The 19,598-nt window shown below is 41.8% G+C and carries 12 protein-coding genes; all 12 read left to right on the top strand.

The annotated features are described in order from the left end of the window. Positions 1–108: 108 nt before the first annotated feature. The 12 genes from BDD30_RS23635 (at position 109) to pglZ (ending at position 19,548) form a co-directional block, all read left to right on the top strand. Complete coding sequence (locus tag BDD30_RS23635) at positions 109–282, top strand: hypothetical protein (RefSeq protein WP_170152965.1); 174 nt, start codon at positions 109–111, stop codon at positions 280–282. 578 nt (positions 283–860) lie between these two features. After that, positions 861–1,697 (top strand): alpha/beta fold hydrolase, encoded by an 837-nt coding sequence (locus tag BDD30_RS15040; RefSeq protein ID WP_012776613.1) that lies wholly within the window; start codon positions 861–863, stop codon positions 1,695–1,697. Then, positions 1,690–2,073, top strand: a complete 384-nt coding sequence (locus BDD30_RS15035; protein WP_012776614.1) for a membrane protein — start codon at positions 1,690–1,692, stop codon at positions 2,071–2,073. The genes BDD30_RS15040 and BDD30_RS15035 overlap by 8 nt, the downstream gene beginning before the upstream one ends. A 47-nt stretch (positions 2,074–2,120) precedes the next feature. Continuing rightward, positions 2,121–3,017, top strand: coding sequence for a hypothetical protein (locus BDD30_RS15030; protein WP_012776615.1), 897 nt, complete (start codon positions 2,121–2,123; stop codon positions 3,015–3,017). Positions 3,018–3,067: 50 nt separating this feature from the next. Then, complete coding sequence (locus BDD30_RS15025; protein ID WP_049795180.1) at positions 3,068–4,114, top strand: acyl-CoA/acyl-ACP dehydrogenase; 1,047 nt, start codon at positions 3,068–3,070, stop codon at positions 4,112–4,114. Positions 4,115–4,203: 89 nt separating this feature from the next. After that, positions 4,204–6,771 (top strand): aminotransferase class III-fold pyridoxal phosphate-dependent enzyme, encoded by a 2,568-nt coding sequence (locus tag BDD30_RS15020; protein WP_012776617.1) that lies wholly within the window; start codon positions 4,204–4,206, stop codon positions 6,769–6,771. After that, a complete protein-coding gene (locus BDD30_RS15015) occupies positions 6,755–7,792 on the top strand; it encodes a DUF2156 domain-containing protein (RefSeq protein WP_012776618.1) in 1,038 nt (345 codons plus the stop codon). Before BDD30_RS15020 ends, BDD30_RS15015 begins: the two co-directional genes overlap by 17 nt. A 627-nt stretch (positions 7,793–8,419) precedes the next feature. Then, a complete protein-coding gene (locus BDD30_RS15010) occupies positions 8,420–9,022 on the top strand; it encodes a DUF1819 family protein (protein ID WP_041381497.1) in 603 nt (200 codons plus the stop codon). Continuing rightward, positions 9,019–9,621, top strand: coding sequence for a DUF1788 domain-containing protein (locus BDD30_RS15005; protein WP_012776620.1), 603 nt, complete (start codon positions 9,019–9,021; stop codon positions 9,619–9,621). Before BDD30_RS15010 ends, BDD30_RS15005 begins: the two co-directional genes overlap by 4 nt. 11 nt (positions 9,622–9,632) lie before the next feature. Further along, the gene (gene brxC, locus BDD30_RS15000; protein ID WP_041381498.1) at positions 9,633–13,280 is read left to right on the top strand and encodes a BREX system P-loop protein BrxC; all 3,648 of its coding nucleotides are present in this window, start codon (positions 9,633–9,635) and stop codon (positions 13,278–13,280) included. 41 nt (positions 13,281–13,321) lie between these two features. Continuing rightward, positions 13,322–16,948 (top strand): BREX-1 system adenine-specific DNA-methyltransferase PglX, encoded by a 3,627-nt coding sequence (gene pglX, locus BDD30_RS14995; RefSeq protein WP_012776622.1) that lies wholly within the window; start codon positions 13,322–13,324, stop codon positions 16,946–16,948. Then, entirely contained in the window at positions 16,948–19,548 is a 2,601-nt protein-coding gene (gene pglZ, locus BDD30_RS14990) for a BREX-1 system phosphatase PglZ type A (RefSeq protein WP_012776623.1), read from the top strand. Before pglX ends, pglZ begins: the two co-directional genes overlap by 1 nt. Positions 19,549–19,598: the final 50 nt, after the last annotated feature.

Raw genomic sequence — 19,598 nt, 5'->3', positions numbered from 1 at the left:
TTGGCATTAAAGTCAATATAAAACCAGTCATGGAAATAATATACCCAATAGATTTCGAGTTGCAGCGCGGCGGCAAGTGAACGAATCCCCAGGAGCATAGATAACTATGTGACTGGGGTGAGTGAAAGCAGCCAACAAAGCAGCGACTTGAAGGATGAAGGGTATATAAGATTTAAATCCGTTATCATATTTTTCATTTTCTATAATAATCTAATTTTTAAATCTATTTATTTTCTTATTTTTCTGATTAGTCAGATTGTTATTGCGTTAAAAGGCGTGTAAACAATAAGACAAATACGAAAATGAAACTTAATTAAAATATCTATTCTGTAATTTTATTGTTAATTACAATGACTTAAATAACAAGGTTAAAATATATAGCGTTATACTGTGAACTTAGGATATTGTTTTAAGAAAATACACGTGATAGCTTGTTTTCTAGTCGATGTGGCGTGAGTTTTTAATATAATCTCTTACCTTTTAACTAAGTACTTCCCTGACAAAGAATATTAAAAAATAGACCTAATGAGATTGGTTGTTATATTTTTATTAATTCATAACGCAATGTATTAATATATATATGAAACAGTTTTTTTACGAAATTAGGCTATAAACAGCATGTAAAATAATTTTTCCAGCAAATAATTTGTAAAATAAGATATGTTTCTTGATTTATCTATAGCCTGTTACTAAGAAAGTATAAGGGGATTTTATATTGATTAATCATAGATTCTAAAATCATCGATTCCCCAAAGAGAGACGAGTATTTAACACTTGGCATTCAAAGCATGAATGTCTTTTGGCAGGGCTTATCTTCAATGCTAGTCACTGGAGTGTGAGGTCAATGGGAGCGCAAGTATATGAAAAATAATATTAAAGGTGATAGTTTTGAAGTGGCTGGTAAGTTTATCTGTAAATATGAGATTTATCAGGGAGATGGTAACGGCAGCGTTATCGTATTGTTACCGGCGATTGGTGTGGAAATTAGGAAATATGAAACGCTGATACAACAGTTGGTAAAAGAAGGTTTTCAAGTTGTAACCGCTGAGATGCCTGGCTATGGAAATAACCAACCCAAACCCAGTCGGGAAAATGATTATAACTATTCCGATCTGCTACGGGATTATCTTCCGGCGATGTTGGACAAGGCTATTGAATTAAATGCTAAAGAAATTCCTATTGTCTTTGGTCACAGTCTTGGTGGGCATATTGCGACACTTTTTGCCTGCTCAACTGACAGACCTTTTTCTTTGTTTTGTGTGGCGACTGGGAACGTGGGGTACAAGAACTGGCAGGGTATTGGGCAGATACAGATAATAACAGCAGCGGTGGTTTTCAGAATTCTGACGGCGTTATATGGTTATCTTCCTGGAAAAAAGATTGGGTTTGGCATAAGAGAAGCTAAGGGGTTGATGAGAGATTGGTCCAGAACTGCTTGTACAGGAAACTACTATCATGTCAGTGCTTACAAAGGTAAAAAGAATAATAACTTATCCGAGGCTGTTTATATATGTTTTAAAGGAGATAATTGGGCTCCGTTAAAATCTACCCAGAAATTAGCAGGGCTGATACCTCACTCAGAGGTTAGCGAAATAGCTATGGATATTAAGGGCAATCCTCATAGTGCCTGGATTAAGCAGCCAGGAGAGATTATTAAAATTATGAAAAGAAAAATGCTGGAGAAGAAAAATGATTAACACACTGAAAATGTTGCGTTGGGAATTTCTGGGGTTATTTTTTATTAGTTTATTTCTGACCTGGCAACTTGAGGACTATATAAGCTGGTGGCAATTTATTTTGTTATTTTTTCTGATTGATATTATTGGCTATTACCCAGGACGAATCTGGAGTTTGTTGAATAAAAAAGAGGTTCCTCCAGCGGGTTTTTATACCATTTATAATATTTGCCACAACGTATTTACGCTTAGCATGATTAGTTTGCTCTGGTTATGGTTATTTAAGGATAATTACAGTGTTATTGCGTTATTTGTTCATATCTGCTTAGACAGAGGCGTATTAGGCAATTTTCCTAAATTATCAATTAATGTGTTTAAGCAGCCAACTGTTCATTAAAGTAAATTATCACAGAGAGATACGTTATTTAAAGAGGGTTTTACATCATGGGTTTAATTAAACAGGCATCGGAAATAGAAATGCAGGCTAAGGAGTGGGGATTAGATGAGTGGTTTGCTGAACAGGTAAAGGTTGAACAAAGAAAAAAAACCAGTTATGCCAATGATCCTAAATTAACGTATTTGCCTGGTGATTTGCGGGAATCTCTGATTAGGGAGCTTTCTTTCAAATCGATTTCAGAATATGAAGCAACTAAAGCCTTGCTACTGCTTGCGGATAAGGCCCCGGATAATATTAACTTTGATTATATGCTGACCCAAATATTTGACGAAGGTAGGCATGCTAAATTATTTAGAGAACATCTGGTTAAAATAGGCTTCGCAGATATCAATAATGTAGCCAGCAAAATGGAAAGTCTCTTACGGGGAAAAATGACCAATATGCTGGAGACATTGAGAACCTATTTTGACAAATGGGTGGTGTTGAAAAATGATTACATCGCAGGTGTGCTGATCATTACTGTCGTGCTGGAAGGTGTGCTGGCACCAACATCAGAACTCAGTGAGATCAAGTGGCGTCCCTTTGATATTGCGGCTGCCGAGACACAAGCCAGAGCTAACGCTGATGAATTAAGACACCTGACCGTATGTGCAAACATTGTCAAAACAGCTATCGAAAATGACCGTTCTTTAAAACAACCGGCCCTTGAATGTATAGAAGAAGGATTGGCGTTGTGGAACCAGGTATCTGTTGATGATCTGTTTGTGGAGCGTGAAACATTTTATCAACGGGGTATGCAAAGCAATTTGCGCTTTATTGAAGGTTATGAGTTAGCACCAGGGGTATTGTTGTCCGAATCTACTGTGGAATCCCGACTTGAGTTGTCTCATTTCTTGGTTGAACAGATGCAGCAGTCCCGCCTTGAGTATATGGGCTTAGTGTAGATATTAAATTTGTAGTGAGAGTTGTTTGGGTGTTCAGAGGAGAGTTGGAAATGACAGATATTGTTGAAGAAATTAGGAAAAGTAGCGAGAAATGCCAGAACTTAACGCCTGAAGGGGTAAAGAAATTATTGTTGGATTCTGGGGCTGCTTCACAATGCCTGCGTTTAGCGGCTCAATCTAATATAGAGGGACTTTGCCAGGTGGGTAATACAATCCGTGAGGTATCCTCATGGCTGCCCTCAATAGGTATTGCTTTAACCATGCATAATCATATTGTGCTGGCTTGTGCTAAATTTCCTGACATATTCGAAGATAATAATAAATTATTAAATGAAGTTATGGCTTCAGAAGTGCTGGTCGCTTCTGCTTTTGCTGAAGGTCTGCCGGGGACAAATATTTTTGCACCATCACTTAAAATGCATTCTAAGGAAGGAAAGCTGTTTGTTAATGGTTCGAAGAAACCTTGTTCTCTGTCTTCTATTGCTGATTATTATGTGTTATCGGTCAGCGATACCGATAATGACAATGAAATGAGGGTAGTATTAGTTTCTAAATCGGCACAGAATATTAATGTTATTCCTTTCTGGCGGTTGAAGGTGTTGTTTGAAAGTGATAATCAGGAAGTTAAATTTTCGGATACCGAAGTTTCGCCGCAACTTCTTTCCCGTTATAAGGGAATTGAGCAGCAGGTTGTACTTTCTTACGGTTTATCATTATTTAATTATTTTGCTGCTAATACGTATTCAGGAATTCTTAATGGGCTTGCCCGTTTTATTCCTGGGAGAGTGGCAGAACAGCAATCAATTAAATATACCTTAATCCAAGCTGATTATAAGATTAATGCTATTCTCGGTCAGATGTTAACTATAGCCCATGATGCCTACCGGGATGAAAATGCCATTCGTAATATCCTGGCACTGCGTTATACCCTAGAAAAGATCCTCGAAGAAACCGCCAGCTTCATACTCCGATGTTGCGGTGGTATTCAGGTGATGACAATGCCAGAAATTATGAATTTCTATTCGGCTATACAGTTATTCAAATTTCATCCCATAGGAGAATTCCAGATGGTTAGCCAAATAATGCAGCAAATTTAATGATTTTTTAGATCACCTATTTATAACTCAAGGATTTTCTCATGCTGTTTACAGTATGACTTTGTGCACCTAAAAAAAGAGAGAGAACTATGTTTGTTAATCAATATCGTGAGAGTTTATTAAACTCTGTGGGCCTTGAGCTGGATATTCAATCTGCTCAAGATAACCGGCTTACATTATCGGATGGCCGGGTTGTTAAGGATTTTTTGGCTCAATATGGCGCATTACCATTTGGGCATAATCCCGATTTCGCTATCGCTGAAATCGACAAGTTCATTAAAAACAAAGAAGCTATTTTTGTTCAGCCCAATATTCACAAAAAAGTACGATTATTGGCTGAAATGCTTTCCGGGCAAATAGATAAGGAGAAATACACCCACTGCGTTTTTACTAACAGCGGTGCTGAAACAGTAGAAGCTGCAATTAAGTTTGCGCGCTTAGTGACTGGCAGAAAAAGTATTTTGAGTTTGAATCGTAGTTTTCACGGTAAAACTTATTCGGCGTTATCCGCTACAGGTTCAAATCGGTTTAAAGCTGATTTCATTCACGATGATAAACTGTATGAACATGTTGATAGTGAAGATCTGGCTGAAATTAAAAGGAAGCTGGAGAGCCGAGAATTTGCCGCATTTATTGTTGAACCGGTACAAGGAGAAGGTGGAATGAAAGTCATTCCATCGGATACATTGTCCAGTATTCTGAAATTGTGTAAGGAAAATGGCACATTATCAGTATTTGATGAAGTTCAGACGGGGATAGGCAGGTTGGGGGCATTCTGTGCCGCCACACTTTATTCTCTGAAACCCGATGTCATTCTGTTTTCTAAGGCGTTGGGCGCAGGTATGTCACCTATTGGTGCAATGTTATATTCAAATGAACTTTATTTGTCTGAGTTCGATAAGAAACACAGTTCCACTTTTGCCAATAATGTTCTGGCCGCGACGATGGGGATTGCCGTTATCCAGCATCTGACTAAAGATGATGGCAAGGCATTAACGCACGTTCAGGAAGTCAGCCATTGTGTTGATGAGTGCCTTGAACAATTATCGGCTAAATATCCAGAACATTTTTGCTGGCAAGGTGCGGGGTTGATGCGTGGTCTTGAAATACAGGACAGCAAAGCGGTTTCCAACGTATTTATTAACTTTAGCCAAAGGAGTGGTGGTCTGGCTTATATCATTTGTAGTTTCTTATTGAAACACTATGGTATTTTCACCATGCCGTTAATGTCTCGTCCTTGTTCTGTACGTTTTGAGCCACCGCTTAATGTTTCCAAAGAAGACATTAAGACATTTTTTGCCGCTTTTGATGAGGTATGTAACTTGGTCCGAAATGGACGATATGATGTTTTGTTTGCGCATTTGATAGACATGCCTGTAACTGATCTGCCGCCACCTTCGGTCAGTTATCCGATTTCAGTAAATAACAATATTGCCCAGATTAAAGCGCCTATCCCTCAATTGGTCGAGGGGAAGAAATTTGCTTTCTTGATTCATTCAACTTCGGTTAATGAATTTGCGCATTCCTATTGTCTGTCAATAAAGGAAAATTATACTGCGGAGCAGCAGAGACAACTTGGCAACTGGATCATGCAAATCTCTGCTATTGATTTTAATCCTGACATCGCTGTGGAATTTGGTGTTGAAAGCTCAACGGCATACGTTAATGGCATGCTTTTGTTCTCACCTATCAGCCCTGAAGATATGATGGCATTGCCAACCAAAGAACGGGCAGCGCTGATGAAGGAGTATCTTGATTTGGCGGAGAAAAATGGCGCTGAAATCGTCGGTTTAGGTGCTTACACCTCCGTGATTACTGACGGAGGTAATAGTCTGGTAAATAATCGGCAGGGCCGGATATTGACTAATGGTAACTCGCTGACAGCGATGGCGGTGGTTGAAGGTATCCGTTCAATGCTGACTGAAAATGCACATCGGCAAACTTTGGCGGTGGTTGGTGCCAGGGGGTCTGTTGGCAGGCTGTCAGTCACTGGTTTGGCTCATAACTTTGGTCGAATTATCCTGGTTAGCCGACCTAACAAAGCACGCGTACTGCTCTCAGAACTGACTAAAGCACTGCTTTCCTCGGTGTTAAAGACTCACGATGTTATCCAGCCAGATTCTGTTATGGATAAGATAAGAAAATGGCTATTTAAACAAAATCCGGGTGTGACAGATGCTCGCGTATTACATGAGCAAATTCTTGAAGTCATCGGAACTCTTGGTTTGGAAGCGATAGAAAGCTATGAACAATCCTTGAGCCAAGCTGATTTTATCGTCTCAGCAACCAGCGAAGGTAAGCCTTTCTTAAATACCCATTATCTGAAAGGTTCTGCCGTCGTTTTTGATGCAGCCAGACCTTTCGATTTCATTCGTGATGGCAACCGTCACATCTATGAGGGCGGTTTGGTCCATCAGCCTGAGAAAGTTACCTATAGCGATTGCAACTTGATCGACGTACCTGCGGGAGTCAATCTCGCCTGTTTGTCGGAAACTATCGCTGTTGCACTTGAAGGAGTCACTGTGCATCAAAGCATCGGTAAGTCTATTGATTACAATGATGCATTAGCTATCCGGGATATCGCAAGAAAGCATGGGTTCATCCCTGTCCAATATACCCGAAATGATCAAGGTGAACGTTATGAGCATGTTGCCTGATGTTCCTCAGGTTATTACCACTGGGAACGCTCAGGATGTTCTTGGCAACAGTCATCTTAGAAAAGTGCTTTGTTATTCTAAGCACCCACTGAGTAGCTTGTTGTTCAATACTGAAACACATTGGTTTACGAACCAAAAGGGGGCTATAGGTTTTTTCCAGGACAAAAATCTACATATGTGTGTGGGTGGTATTTTGGCACCTGGCGAAGAACGAGTTGCACTTTTGCAGTCATTTCTCAGCTTCACCAGAGAAAAACGGGCTTTTCCGGTGTTTCTACATGGTGATGAGAGTGATTTTGCTCTGTTGAGGAATAACGGCTTTTTTGTTAACCAACTTGGGGCGAGTTATTCTGTGCTTCTTGATGGGTATAGCATGACAGGCAAACGCTTCCAGCAGCTTAGAAATAAAATTAGTAAATCCAGAAGAGCCGGAGTTTCTATCCGAGAGATCTGCTCACAAGAGGAATACTATCGACTTAAACCACAACTAGAACATATTAATCAGCTTTGGTTGAAGGAAAAACATGCAAAGGCCCTGAAAAAACTGGTGATTGATTTCAACACTGTAGAAGTAAATTCAGGTGAGCACAGAGTATATATTGCAACTCGGGGAGAACAGATCCAGGCATATATCGTTTATAGTTACACTTGGGGGGAGACATCGGGGTGGTTTCATAATCTATCTCGAAAAAAACCAGATATACCCGATGGAACCATGCAGTTTATTAATGAAACGGCGATCAATGACTTCCTGGCAGAGGGGGCAGTTTCTTATCTTCATATGGGCTTCACGCCGTTGGTGGAGTTTGGCGAGGATAGCTGCTTCAACGACTCGGCAATATTCCATAAAATTGCCAAATGGATGTCATCAAAAGGCGGCATTGTTTATCCTGCTGCTTCGCAACGCCAATATAAAATGAGCTGGCGGCCGTCGTTAATTGCGCCGGAATACATTGCTTTCCCTAAAGGAAAGGCAATGAAAGCATTGTGGTCAACATTGCGAACGACTAACAGCATTTGATGTTATAAAAAGTATTTTCTAACGTTGAACAACAGGTGATCAGGATGGTGCTGGCAGTACCAGAATGATCACCTGTCATGATGGACATTGTGTGTTTATTAATAATTCCTACCTATCGGTTTTTTCAAATTCCTAATTTTATAAATAATCTTTTATCGAATTCTTTTGAAAAAGTTTTTAATTAATTATCGTATTATTTGACCAGTAAAGTTTGCTAATTATGATTCTATATGCTAATTAATCGGCAATATGTTTTATTTATATTGTTGTTTTGGTATCAATATATATACCCAATAGATTTCGAGTTGCAGCGCGGCGGCAAGTGAATGCATCCCCAGGAGCATAGATAACTATGTGACTGGGTGGGTGAACGCAGCCAACAAAGCAGCAACTTGAAGGATGAAGGGTATAGGTCTCTTTTTCTAGTAATTTAACTATTGGTGAGGTTATTTAATTTCAGAAAAACCAACGAAAAATGAGAAATTTTTTTCTAGCAAGTGAGGCGTTGATGATTAACCTCTTTTATTGGATGACATCGACCTAATTAAGGCCAGTACAACTACCTTCTCTAATTTTACGAAATACATCACAAAAGCAGGCTATTTCTTAACACTGGTTACAAACGATATGAAGTATGACAAAACCTGGATTGGTGATCTCCTTGGGGGTTCTTTAATGAGCCGAGAAAGCTGTTTAATCGCTGAGGTTATGTTGCAATCACCAAGCAAAGAGCAATGGCAGCGGCATCTTGTCACTGAAAATATCCTACAGACATCTTCGGAAAGGACAGCGATTCGTTATGCACGTACTCTTCGTTTGCGTCTATCCATGTTGGACAGTCAAGGATTGGAGTTGGTCGTACATGGGGGTGAACGCGAACGTCAACAGTGCTTAATGGTGGCGTTGATGTTGCAGTCACCTGTCGTCGCTGCTTTTATTTCATCGGTGGTTAATGATGCAAAACGCCAATTCCGTGAATCCTTACCGGCCAACGTATGGGCGGTTTTTGTTGAGGATCAACGTCGGGTTCATCCTGAGTTGGCAAGCTTCTCTGAATCTTCATTAAGGAAAATGGGCAATAACGCGATAAAGGCATTAAGTGAAGCCCGTTATCTTGATGCTCCTTGCCGTCGCCATCTACAAACCGTGTTTCTGCTACCTGAAGTGCATGATCTGTTGGTGCGTCTTGAACGCAGCGATTTGATTCCTCTCATGGAGGGAAAACAGTGATTGATAAGGTTTTGGAATACCGACTAGCACAAATTGAATCTCGCATAGAGATGGAGGGAATTCCACGTAATACTCGCCCCGGTAATGAAATCAGTTTTTGGATTTTTGATTATCCGGCTGAAAAAGAGATTCGGGTGCGGGAATTCTTGCGATATTTGGTTAAGCGATTGGAAAAGAAACGCACATTTGTTCATTTAAATATCTTCAAGATATTGATTGATATGTTGGAGGCGCGGAATTTGTTTGAACGTGTTTGTGAACGCGAAAAACAGATGGGTACCGAAGCGATGAAAAAGCAGCTTTCAGGTTTACTCAGTCAGAAAAAAATAGCTGAGCACATTGCTAATACCACTTCTTTAAAAGATCAAGAATTGGCGATTATTTCAGGCTTGGGGAATGCATGGCCTTTTGTGCGTGGTCACGAATTGATGAGTGCCTTACAGGATGTAATGGGCTTCACGCCTTTGTTGATGTTTTATCCGGGAACTTACAGCGGCTATGACCTGACACCTCTCACGGGTATTGATTCCCGTAATTACTATCGTGCATTCCGATTGGTTCCTGAAACTGGCCCTACGGTATTGCTGAATAATCCTTAAAGAGCATAGTGATGAATATTGAACAAATCTTTACCAAACCTCTAACCCGAAATATTAACGGGGTGGTGAAAGCCGAACAAATTGACAATGAAAGTGCTTACATTGAATTGGATGAATATGTCATTACACGTGAGCTTGATCGTCATTTCCGTGCTTTTTTTGCCGCTTATTTACCCGCTGTTGGTCCAGAACGGGGTTGTGTTAAGAATAATATCGGTGTTTGGGTTTCTGGCTTCTTTGGTTCAGGTAAATCACATTTCATCAAAATCTTATCTTACTTGCTGGCAAACCGGCAGGTTATCCACAATGGTGACAGACGTAGTGCGTTGTCTTTTTTTGAAGACAAGGTAGAGGATGCGTTGTTATTAGCGGATATTCGCAAAGCGGTGCAATATCCGGCTGAAGTGCTTTTGTTCAATATTGATTCCCGTGCTAATGCTGATGATCGTGAAGATGCGATCCTGAAAGTCTTTCTAAAAGTGTTTAACGAACGCGTAGGTTACTGTGCAGACTTCCCACATATCGCGCATTTAGAACGTGAACTTGACCGCCGTGGACAGTATCAAGCGTTTAAAGACGCTTTTGCCGCTATCAGTGGTTCATCGTGGGAAACTGAGCGAGATGCTTACGACTTTTTCCGTGATGAAATGGCACAGGCATTGAGTATAGCCAGCGGGCAAAGTGAGGAATCATCGCGCCAATGGGCGGAACAGTTTGATGCAAATTTTCCTTTAGATATCACTAACTTTTGCAAGTGGGTTGAAGAGTACCTGGATAGCCGTGAGAACGGCAACATCTTGTTTATGGTCGATGAAGTCGGTCAGTTTATTGGCAAAAATACCCAGATGATGCTGAAGCTACAGACGATTACTGAGAATCTTGGCACGATCTGTAGTGGCCGAGCGTGGGTTATTGTGACGTCGCAAGCGGATATCGATGCGGCTATTGGTGGCATAGAGCATCGTGATGGCCTGGATTTCTCTAAGATTCAGGGACGATTCACGACGCGTTTACAGCTTTCCAGCTCAAACACCTGCGAGGTTATTCAAAAACGCTTATTAACTAAAACCGAATCAGCGGTTGAAGCATTGCGAACCATTTTTGCCCAGAAGGGTGACATTTTACGTAATCAGTTAGGTTTTGATGCAACGACCAAAGCGACCCTGAAACCCTATACGCAATCAGCTGAATTTGTTGATAACTACCCGTTTGTACCCTGGCATTTCCAATTGGTACAAAAAGTGTTTGAGTCTATTCGTACCAAAGGGGCAACGGGCAAACATTTAGCAATGGGGGAGCGTTCCTTGCTGGCGGCGTTTCAGTCGGCGGCACAGCAGGTTCAGTCGGATGATTTAAATACGTTGATCCCTTTCTGGCGTTTCTATGAACCTATTGAGGGCTTTCTTGAGCCCGCAGTTAAGAGAACTATCGAGCAAGCAGAGGGATTAGGGCTCCATGAACAGGATATCCAACTGCTTAAGACACTATTCTTGATTCGTTATGTTAATCTGCTAAAAAGCACCTTAGATAATCTGGTGACGTTGACTATCGACCGGATTGATACGGATAAGATCACATTACGTCGTCAGCTTGAGAACAGCCTCCAATGCCTTGAAAATCAAAGATTGATTGCCCGTAGCGGTGATGAATATTTGTTCTTAACTAATGAAGAAAAAGAGATTGAGAATGAAATTCGTAATGTGGAAGTAGAATACACCACGATTAATCGTCGTCTCTCAAACCTCATTTTTGATGACTTGCTCAAAAACCGTAAATATCGTTATCCGGTGAATAAGCAGGATTTCCCGATAAGTCGCTTCTGTAATGGACATCCTTTGGACGGCGCTAATCTGGAAGATTTAGTGGTGAAAATATTAACCCCGCTGGATACTTGCTATAACCATTATCGTGATGATATTACCTGTATTCCTTATTCCGCAGAGGGTAACGGTTGTATCTTGATCCGACTGGCCGATGAATTGCTGGTGTGGAAAGATTTGCAAATAATGGTGCAGACAGACAGTTTCCTTAACAAACAATGTGGACAGCGACCAGAACAGGATGTGCTGTTGAAGGAAAAGGATCGCGAAAACCAGAGTCGTGAAAAAACATTACGTGTACGTATTGAACAACTGCTCGCTGAAGCGACGGTTTATGCTATTGGTGTCCGTTTACCGAAAAAATCTGCCTCGCCAACAGCCATCGTGGATGAAGCTTGTCGATATGTGATTGAAAATAGTTTCGCTAAACTGAAATTGCTGCGTCCAACAAGTCGTGATATCAATCGCGAAATTCATTCGCTCCTGACCATAGAAGATTCTGCACAAATCAATCTTGATATGTGCTCTGAGGAATGTAATCCAGAAGCTATGCGAGAAGTTGAAGCCTGGATTAGTATGAGTGTCGATTATCATAAGCCTGTTTACCTGCGGGATGTACTTAATCACTTTGGACGCCGCCCTTTTGGCTGGCCAGAGGATGAGGTCAAATTGTTGGTCGCGCGTTTGGCTCGTTCAGGCAAAATCAATTTTACCCTGCAAAACAATCAAATTAGCTTGAAACAGGCGTGGGATGTTTTCTCGAATACGCGTCGGCATAGCGAGTTACGTTTGCTGAAAGTCCGTCAGCATGATGAAGAACAACTGCGCAAGGCGGCACATATTATGAACAAGGTTGCGCAGGAGTCTTTCAACGAACGCGAAGAGCAAGGATTGGCAAAGCATATTCGTACCACTTTGGAAAGTTGGGAACGTGAGTATGTTGGCTATCAAATCACCGCCCAAACAGGGCAGTTCCCTGGAGAAAAAGCGGTTCAGGAAGGGCTTCAACTGATTAAATCGCTTTTGGCGCAGAAGGAAGCTTTTTCTCTGGTGGAGAAAGTGATCGATGAATCTAACGCATTGGAAGACTTTGCTGAAACACGCGATGATCTCAGTGATTTTTATGGCAATCAGCTCCAGTCTTGGCAGCAGTTGGCAATGGTGCTAAATGGTAGCTTTAAGGCTAATCGTAGCGCGTTAGAAAAAGACGAAAATGCTCATCAAGCCTTGACTAAACTGTGCCACATTTACCAAATGGCAAAACCCTATTCTCAGCTCTGCTGTATTGTTCCGCTCATTGAACAGGTGCAGGAGGTGAATCAGCGTTTGTTAACTGAAGCCCGTGAGTACGGTTTACAGCGTATTGATACCCGCATTGAAGAAGTTAAAAAACAGATGCAGCAGAGTCAGATTCCTGATTCATTACTGAATCGAGCGTTGTATCCAATGCAGCAAAGTCGTGAGCGTGTAGTCAATACACAGTCGATACCTGAAATCTATCATGAGCAAAGTGAGGTCCAATTACAGCAAGGACAGGCTGAACAGTTAATGAACGGCTGGATTGATGAGCAGTTGAAAAAACGTCAGATGATAGAGAAATCGGTTAGTAACGATGGACAGAGATCGCCAGTGACGTCGATACCGGTATCTGACCCGCCTACCGTACAACCTATACCCGTTTTGAAAAAGACGCTTGCGATCCACGCTACGCGCGAAATGAAAAAAGCCGTTGATGGGGACGTATTAGAAACGATCGAGCAGATGGAAAAGGCGCTTGAGCAGCTACGTAAGACGTTATTCGATGCCCTTAAAGCCGGTGACCGTGTTCGCCTTCAGTGACTTAATCAGGTGGGCGTTTATCACGCCTGCAAGGATTGCCTATGAATACTTCCAATATCAAAAAATACGCTCCTCTGGCTCGAATCCAGTTCTGTCATGCCATTACCCAAAAACTGACATCGTTAGGGATTAGTGTTGATAAAAACAGTGACTTGCAGATTGCTGATGTTACTGAAATAGGCGATTGGGTCCGTTTTGGTCGCTATGAATATCCTAAAACGGTATTGGCGCGCCGTAATCGATTAGTTGAACGTGCGCATGTACAGGGTTATACCCAATTAATTGAGCATGTCGCCTACACTTGGTTTAATCGCCTGTGCGCTATTCGTTACATGGAGCTACATGGGTATCTGGATCATGGTTTCCGTGTGCTATCTCATCCTACAGATCCTATTGGTTTTGAGGTATTAGCGCATGTTCCAGAGGTGGTTGGGAACCTGGCGTTAAGCAATCCTCAGCAGCTGGTGGAAATGAAACTAGCGGGTGATCAGGATGAAGCGTTGTATCGCGAGCTGTTGTTAGGACAGTGTCATTTCCTGCATAAAGCTATGCCGTTCCTGTTTGACTCGCTAAATGATGAAACTGAGCTTCTGTTGCCGGATAATTTGACACGCACTGACTCGATCCTACGCGGGCTGGTGGACAGTATTCCCGAAGAGGACTGGAAGCAGGTAGAGATCATCGGCTGGTTGTATCAGTTTTACATCTCTGAAAGAAAAGAGCAGGTTATTGGTAAGGTCGTGAAAAGCGAAGATATTCCCGCAGCCACTCAGCTGTTTACCCCTAATTGGATCGTGCAGTATCTGGTGCAAAACTCTGTGGGTCGCCAGTGGTTGCAAACCTATCCTGACTCTCCGCTCAAGGAGTGCATGCCATACTATATTGAACCCGCAGAGCAGATTGCCGAAGTGCAGGTGCAATTAGCGACCATTACACCAGATAGCATTGAACCAGAGAGTATTAAAGTACTTGATCCTGCATGTGGTTCCGGTCATATCCTAATCGAAGCCTACAACGTGCTGAAGCGAATATATGAGGAGCGCGGATACCGCCGTCGTGAAATTCCGCGGTTAATTCTGGAAAATAATATCTTTGGTCTGGATATTGATGATCGTGCGGTTCAGCTCTCAGGTTTTGTGCTGTTAATGATGGCGCGTCAAGACGATCGTCGTATCTTTACCCGTAATATTCGCCTGAATGTATTGTCGTTGCAGGAAAGCTCCCAGCTAGATATTTCAGCTTTGTGGCAGGGGATTAACTTGCATCAACAAAGCTGTACCGGTAGTACTTTTGATATGTTTGCTCAGAACGAGATCAGCACTAATAGCCAAAGTGCTGATGAATATCAATTGCTGGAAAGGACGTTAGCGTTATTTACGCAGGCAAAAACCTTTGGTTCATTGATTCAGGTTCCGCAGCAGGATGAGGAAGCGTTGGAAGTGTTGTTACGACAGCTCATTGAGTTGGAAGCTAGTGGTGATACTCATCAGAAAGAGGCTGCGCGTATCTTAATTCCTTTTATCCATCAAGCATGGTTGCTGGCGCAGCGCTATGATGTGGTGGTAGCGAATCCTCCGTATATGGGCACAAAGGGAATGAATGGTGATCTGAGAGAATTTGCCAGGAAGCAGTTCCCTGACAGTAAATCAGATTTGTTTGCGATGTTTATGCAGCACGCATTTAGTTTGTTGAAGATGAATGGCTTTAATGCTCAAGTGAATATGCAGTCGTGGATGTTTCTATCTAGCTACGAGGCACTACGTGAATGGCTGCTAGATACTAAGATTTTTGTCACTATGGCGCACCTAGGCTCTCGTGCATTTGGGCAGATTTCGGGGGAGGTGGTTCAGACTACGGCTTGGATAATGAGTAAATACCATGTTGATGGTTATTTGCCGGTATTTTTCCGTTTGATTGAAGGAGGGGAGGAAGAGAAAAAAAGTTTGTTAATAGAAAAGAAAAACCGTTTTGATAAAGTTAAACAGGATAGTTTCAGACAAATCCCAGGAGTACCGATTGCGTATTGGATCTCTACGGGATTGATGAATCTTTTTAAAAGTAATTTACCTATGGAACACTATGCTGATATAAGCACAGGGCTAAGTACAGGAAATAATGATCGATTTCTTAAGATGTGGACAGAGATTAATCATTTGAATAGAGATTGGGTCCCTTGTCAAAAAGGTGGGTCGTATAGAAAGTGGTATGGTAATAATGAATTTGTTATTGATTGGGGAAATAATGGTGAAAGATTAAAGAAATTCAAAGGATCTACGTTAAGAAATGTCCATAATTATTTTAGGGAAGGGATTTCATGGACTAGAGTATCTAGTGCAAGTACAGCGTTCAGATATTTTGAAGATAGTTTTATTTTTGAATCGACTGGCCCTAGCCTTTTTCCAAAAGAAAGCGATAAGAAAACACTGTACTTCTTTGCTGGATTATTAAATTCAAAACTCGCAACAGTATTATTAGAATTTATTGCACCTACATTAGATTTTCTAAGCGGGCATATTGCTAAGCTGCCTTGTCTTCAAGGAAATTGGATTGATGTTATTTCTGAAAATTCATCTAAACTCATTAAAATTGCTAAAGAGGATTGGGATAACTATGAGATTTCTTGGGATTTCAAAAGAAATCCAATGGTCGAAAATAATGAAAGGAGGTTGTTATCATCATATAAAAAAATGAGAGCTGATTTTTCAAATAATATTGAAATAATGAAAGATCTTGAGTTTGAAAATAATTCGGTCATTGTAAAAAATAGTTCATTAGAGCAAGATGTCTGCATTGATATAGTTTTAAATGAGATAACATTAACCTGTAATCCACATTATCGTTACGGTAACGAATCAACAGAGCAAGAATTGGAAAATCGTCTCCAATCCGACACCTTAGCCGAGCTTATCAGCTATATCATTGGCTGCATGATGGGTCGCTATTCTCTCGATCAAGCAGGTTTAGTTTATGCTCATGCGAGTAACCAAGGTTTTGCTGAATTAGTAGCACAAGGTGCCTATAAAACTTTCCCGGCAGATAACGATGGGATTCTTCCACTGATGACTTCCGACTGGTTTGATGGTGATATCACTGTACGAGTGCGTGAGTTTGTCCGTAAAGTTTGGGGTGAGGATCATCTACAAGAAAACCTCGACTTTATCGCCAAAAGCTTGTGTTTGTACGCGATCAAAGAGAAACGCGGTGAGTCGTCACTGGAGACCATCCGTCGTTATCTTTCTAGCCAATTTTGGAAAGATCACCTCAAAACCTACAAAAAACGCCCGATTTATTGGTTGTTCAGCTCTGGTAAAGAGAAGGCATTTGAGAGTTTGGTATACCTGCATCGCTATAATGACTCCACGCTGGCTCGTATGCGTACCGAATATGTTGTGCCGTTGTTGGCGCGTTATCAACGTCATATTGATCTCCTGCAAGACCAGCGCGATGGGGCATCATCTGCTGCTGAAACTAATCTCTTGAAGAAAAGACAGGAAGGTTTCACCAGAAAATTTAATGAGCTGCGCAGTTTTGACGATCGTTTGCGCCACTATGCAGATATGAGAATCACCCTTGATCTGGATGATGGCGTTAAGGTTAATTATGGCAAGTTTGGTGACTTGCTGGTGGATGTGCAAGTTATCACTGGCAATCCACCGGAGGTAGCGTAATGCAACATGCAGATTTACTTCGCAGGCTTATGGACCACTTTATCCATCACCGTATCGTGTTTTGGTACGATCCGAAGCAACATTTTAGTGAAGTATTGCCTAAGCTTGAACTGGACGGTATCTCTGTGCTGAATATGCACGGTGCCTCATTATTGGCAACGAAGAAACTGATCGAACTTGATCAACCAGAACAAAAGTTCTTACTGTATTTTGCACGGGAGCGTCCCGCTCGTGAGTTAGATTGGTTGCTGGACATTCGTCTCTACAGCAGTGAGTTCCATGCTGATCATGCAGCGATGATCCTTAGCGATTTAAAGATCCCTCAATCAGGACTACGTGAATATATTCAACGTCGCCAGGATTTCTTTTCAGTGAATACACGTATTCAGACGTTAAAAAGCTGGATCACGGAAGATGAATCTGAAGACTCGTTGGATAAAAAAATGCTAGCAGTAGTCGTTGGTGCTAAGTCATTCGAAACGAAAGAAATTCTCTTTAGCCTGTTACAGCAATATGTCGGCCAACATAAGGATGAAGAAGATAGCGCGCTTGAGAACACGTTAGCAGTGATGGAGCATTTGCAATTAGCGCCGGTACTTTGGTGGCTGCTAGAACAAGAAATGAGCTACCAGAGTGAAAAGCCATTGCTGGATGATTTTATCCTTAAATTGTTTTGTACCGATCTTTGGTTACAAGGTGACAAAGCGCATCGAGATTGGCTCAGCAATAATGTACTGCCCACGGCAGCGGGCAAGGCTTCGGCTTTAGCGTTCATGGTTGGTTGGCGCGCTGATCGCCGTTTTAGTGAAGATTATGATTTTATTGCGGGTCAGCTAGCCGGAAAATTTGATCTGACTGAGCATTATCGCCATAGCTCTCCCTATGCGCTACAAGAGTGTGAAACCTTTGAAGCTATCGAACAATTTATTATTAAGGCTTTGGTTACGCAGTTACTGGAAGAGAGCACCACCTTGGATCGCGTGATGTTTAAAAATTTGCTGTCACAGCGTTTGGCGGCCCATTGGTGCCAAACTCGGCCAGAGTATCATGCGATTTATGAAGCTCTGCGGCATGCGGAACGTTTGCTAAATTTACGTAATCACCACATTGATGGTTTTAAATATCCTGACTCTTCATCTCTATGGCAGGCATATACCACAGAGATTTACCGTTTTGATCAAGCCTATCGCCTCTTCAATGAGCAAGCGATGTTGGTTCATCGCAAAGGTGCGGATATTTTGCGAGACCTCGACGGACATATCGAGGCGCTCTATACCAACTGGTATTTGGCTGAGTTAAGTCGCGAATGGAACCGACTACTGGATGGTGAGCAAAGAATCCATAGCTGGGAATTCAGCGGGATACCATTACAGCGGAACTTCTATAGTGACGTTGTGAAGCGTGAATTGAGTACTTCTCAGGTCAAACGCGTGTTTGTGATTATCTCTGATGCTTTACGTTATGAAGTTGCTCAAGAATTGGCTAGTCTGATTAAGCGCGAAAAACGCTTTAGCGCCGAGTTGCGTTCTCAAACAAGCGTGTTGCCAAGTTATACTCAATTAGGCATGGCAGCGCTGTTACCACACAAAGAACTGAGTTATTTGCCTGATAACTCAGGTGTTGTTTATGCCGATGGACAGTCGACGCAGGGTATTGCCCATCGTGATGCAATTTTACGAAAAGTTAATGGCATGGCGGTCAGTGCTAACGAATTATTTAATTGGAATAATAGCGAAGGTCGCGACAAAATCCGTAATGCTGAAGTAGTTTATATCTGGCATGACACTATTGACGCGATTGGTGATAAAGGGGCGACAGAAGAAAAAACCTTTGAAGCCTGCCGAAAAGCGATCAATGAATTAAAAGATTTAGTTGCTCGCGTGATTAACCGCTTGAATGCTACCCGTGTTTATATTACTGCCGATCACGGTTTCTTATTCCAGCAGCAACCGCTATCTGAAACAGATAAAACTAAACTTCAGATCAAGCCTGAAAACACAATTGAGGCAAAGAAACGCTTTATCATTGGCCATCAGTTGCCAGACGACGCGTTCTGTTGGCATGGTAGATTATCTGATACGGCAGGTAGTCGTGATAACAGCGAATTTTTATTGCCTAAGGGGATACAGCGTTTTCATTTTACCGGTGGGGCACGCTTTGCTCACGGCGGAGCGATGCTGCAAGAGATTTGTGTACCCATATTACAGGTGAAAATCTTGCAAAAAACGCGGGTGGAAAGGCGACAACAGCGACTAGTGGGGGTCGTGGCGAAAAGCCAAAATATTAAATTAGTCAGCAATATTGACAAAGTCAGTTTTATTCAGACTGAGCCAGTTAACGAACAATATCGTGCACGCCAGCTCACTATCTATATTGTTGATTCAGAAAACCATGTCGTCTCAGCCAAAGAAACGGTGAATTTTGATAGTGATAATCATGGTATGGAGCAGCGTGTGCGAGATGTTACGCTGAAACTTACGGGTAAGCGGTTTGACCGCCGACATAGTTATACGTTAGTTCTGGAAGACAGCGAAACCCGAACGTATTTTAGCCGTTATGCGGTGACTATTGATCTGGCCATTCAGGATGATTTCTTTTAGGTGGGGCTCCATGCGCATATCCGACTTACTTCAGGAGGAATAATTTGAAA

Source organism: Photorhabdus asymbiotica (assembly GCF_003634575.1).
Taxonomy (GTDB): Bacteria; Pseudomonadota; Gammaproteobacteria; order Enterobacterales; family Enterobacteriaceae; genus Photorhabdus; species Photorhabdus asymbiotica.
The sequence above is the reverse complement of the archived record's forward strand: the minus strand, read 5'-3'. Positions and strand labels throughout refer to the sequence as shown.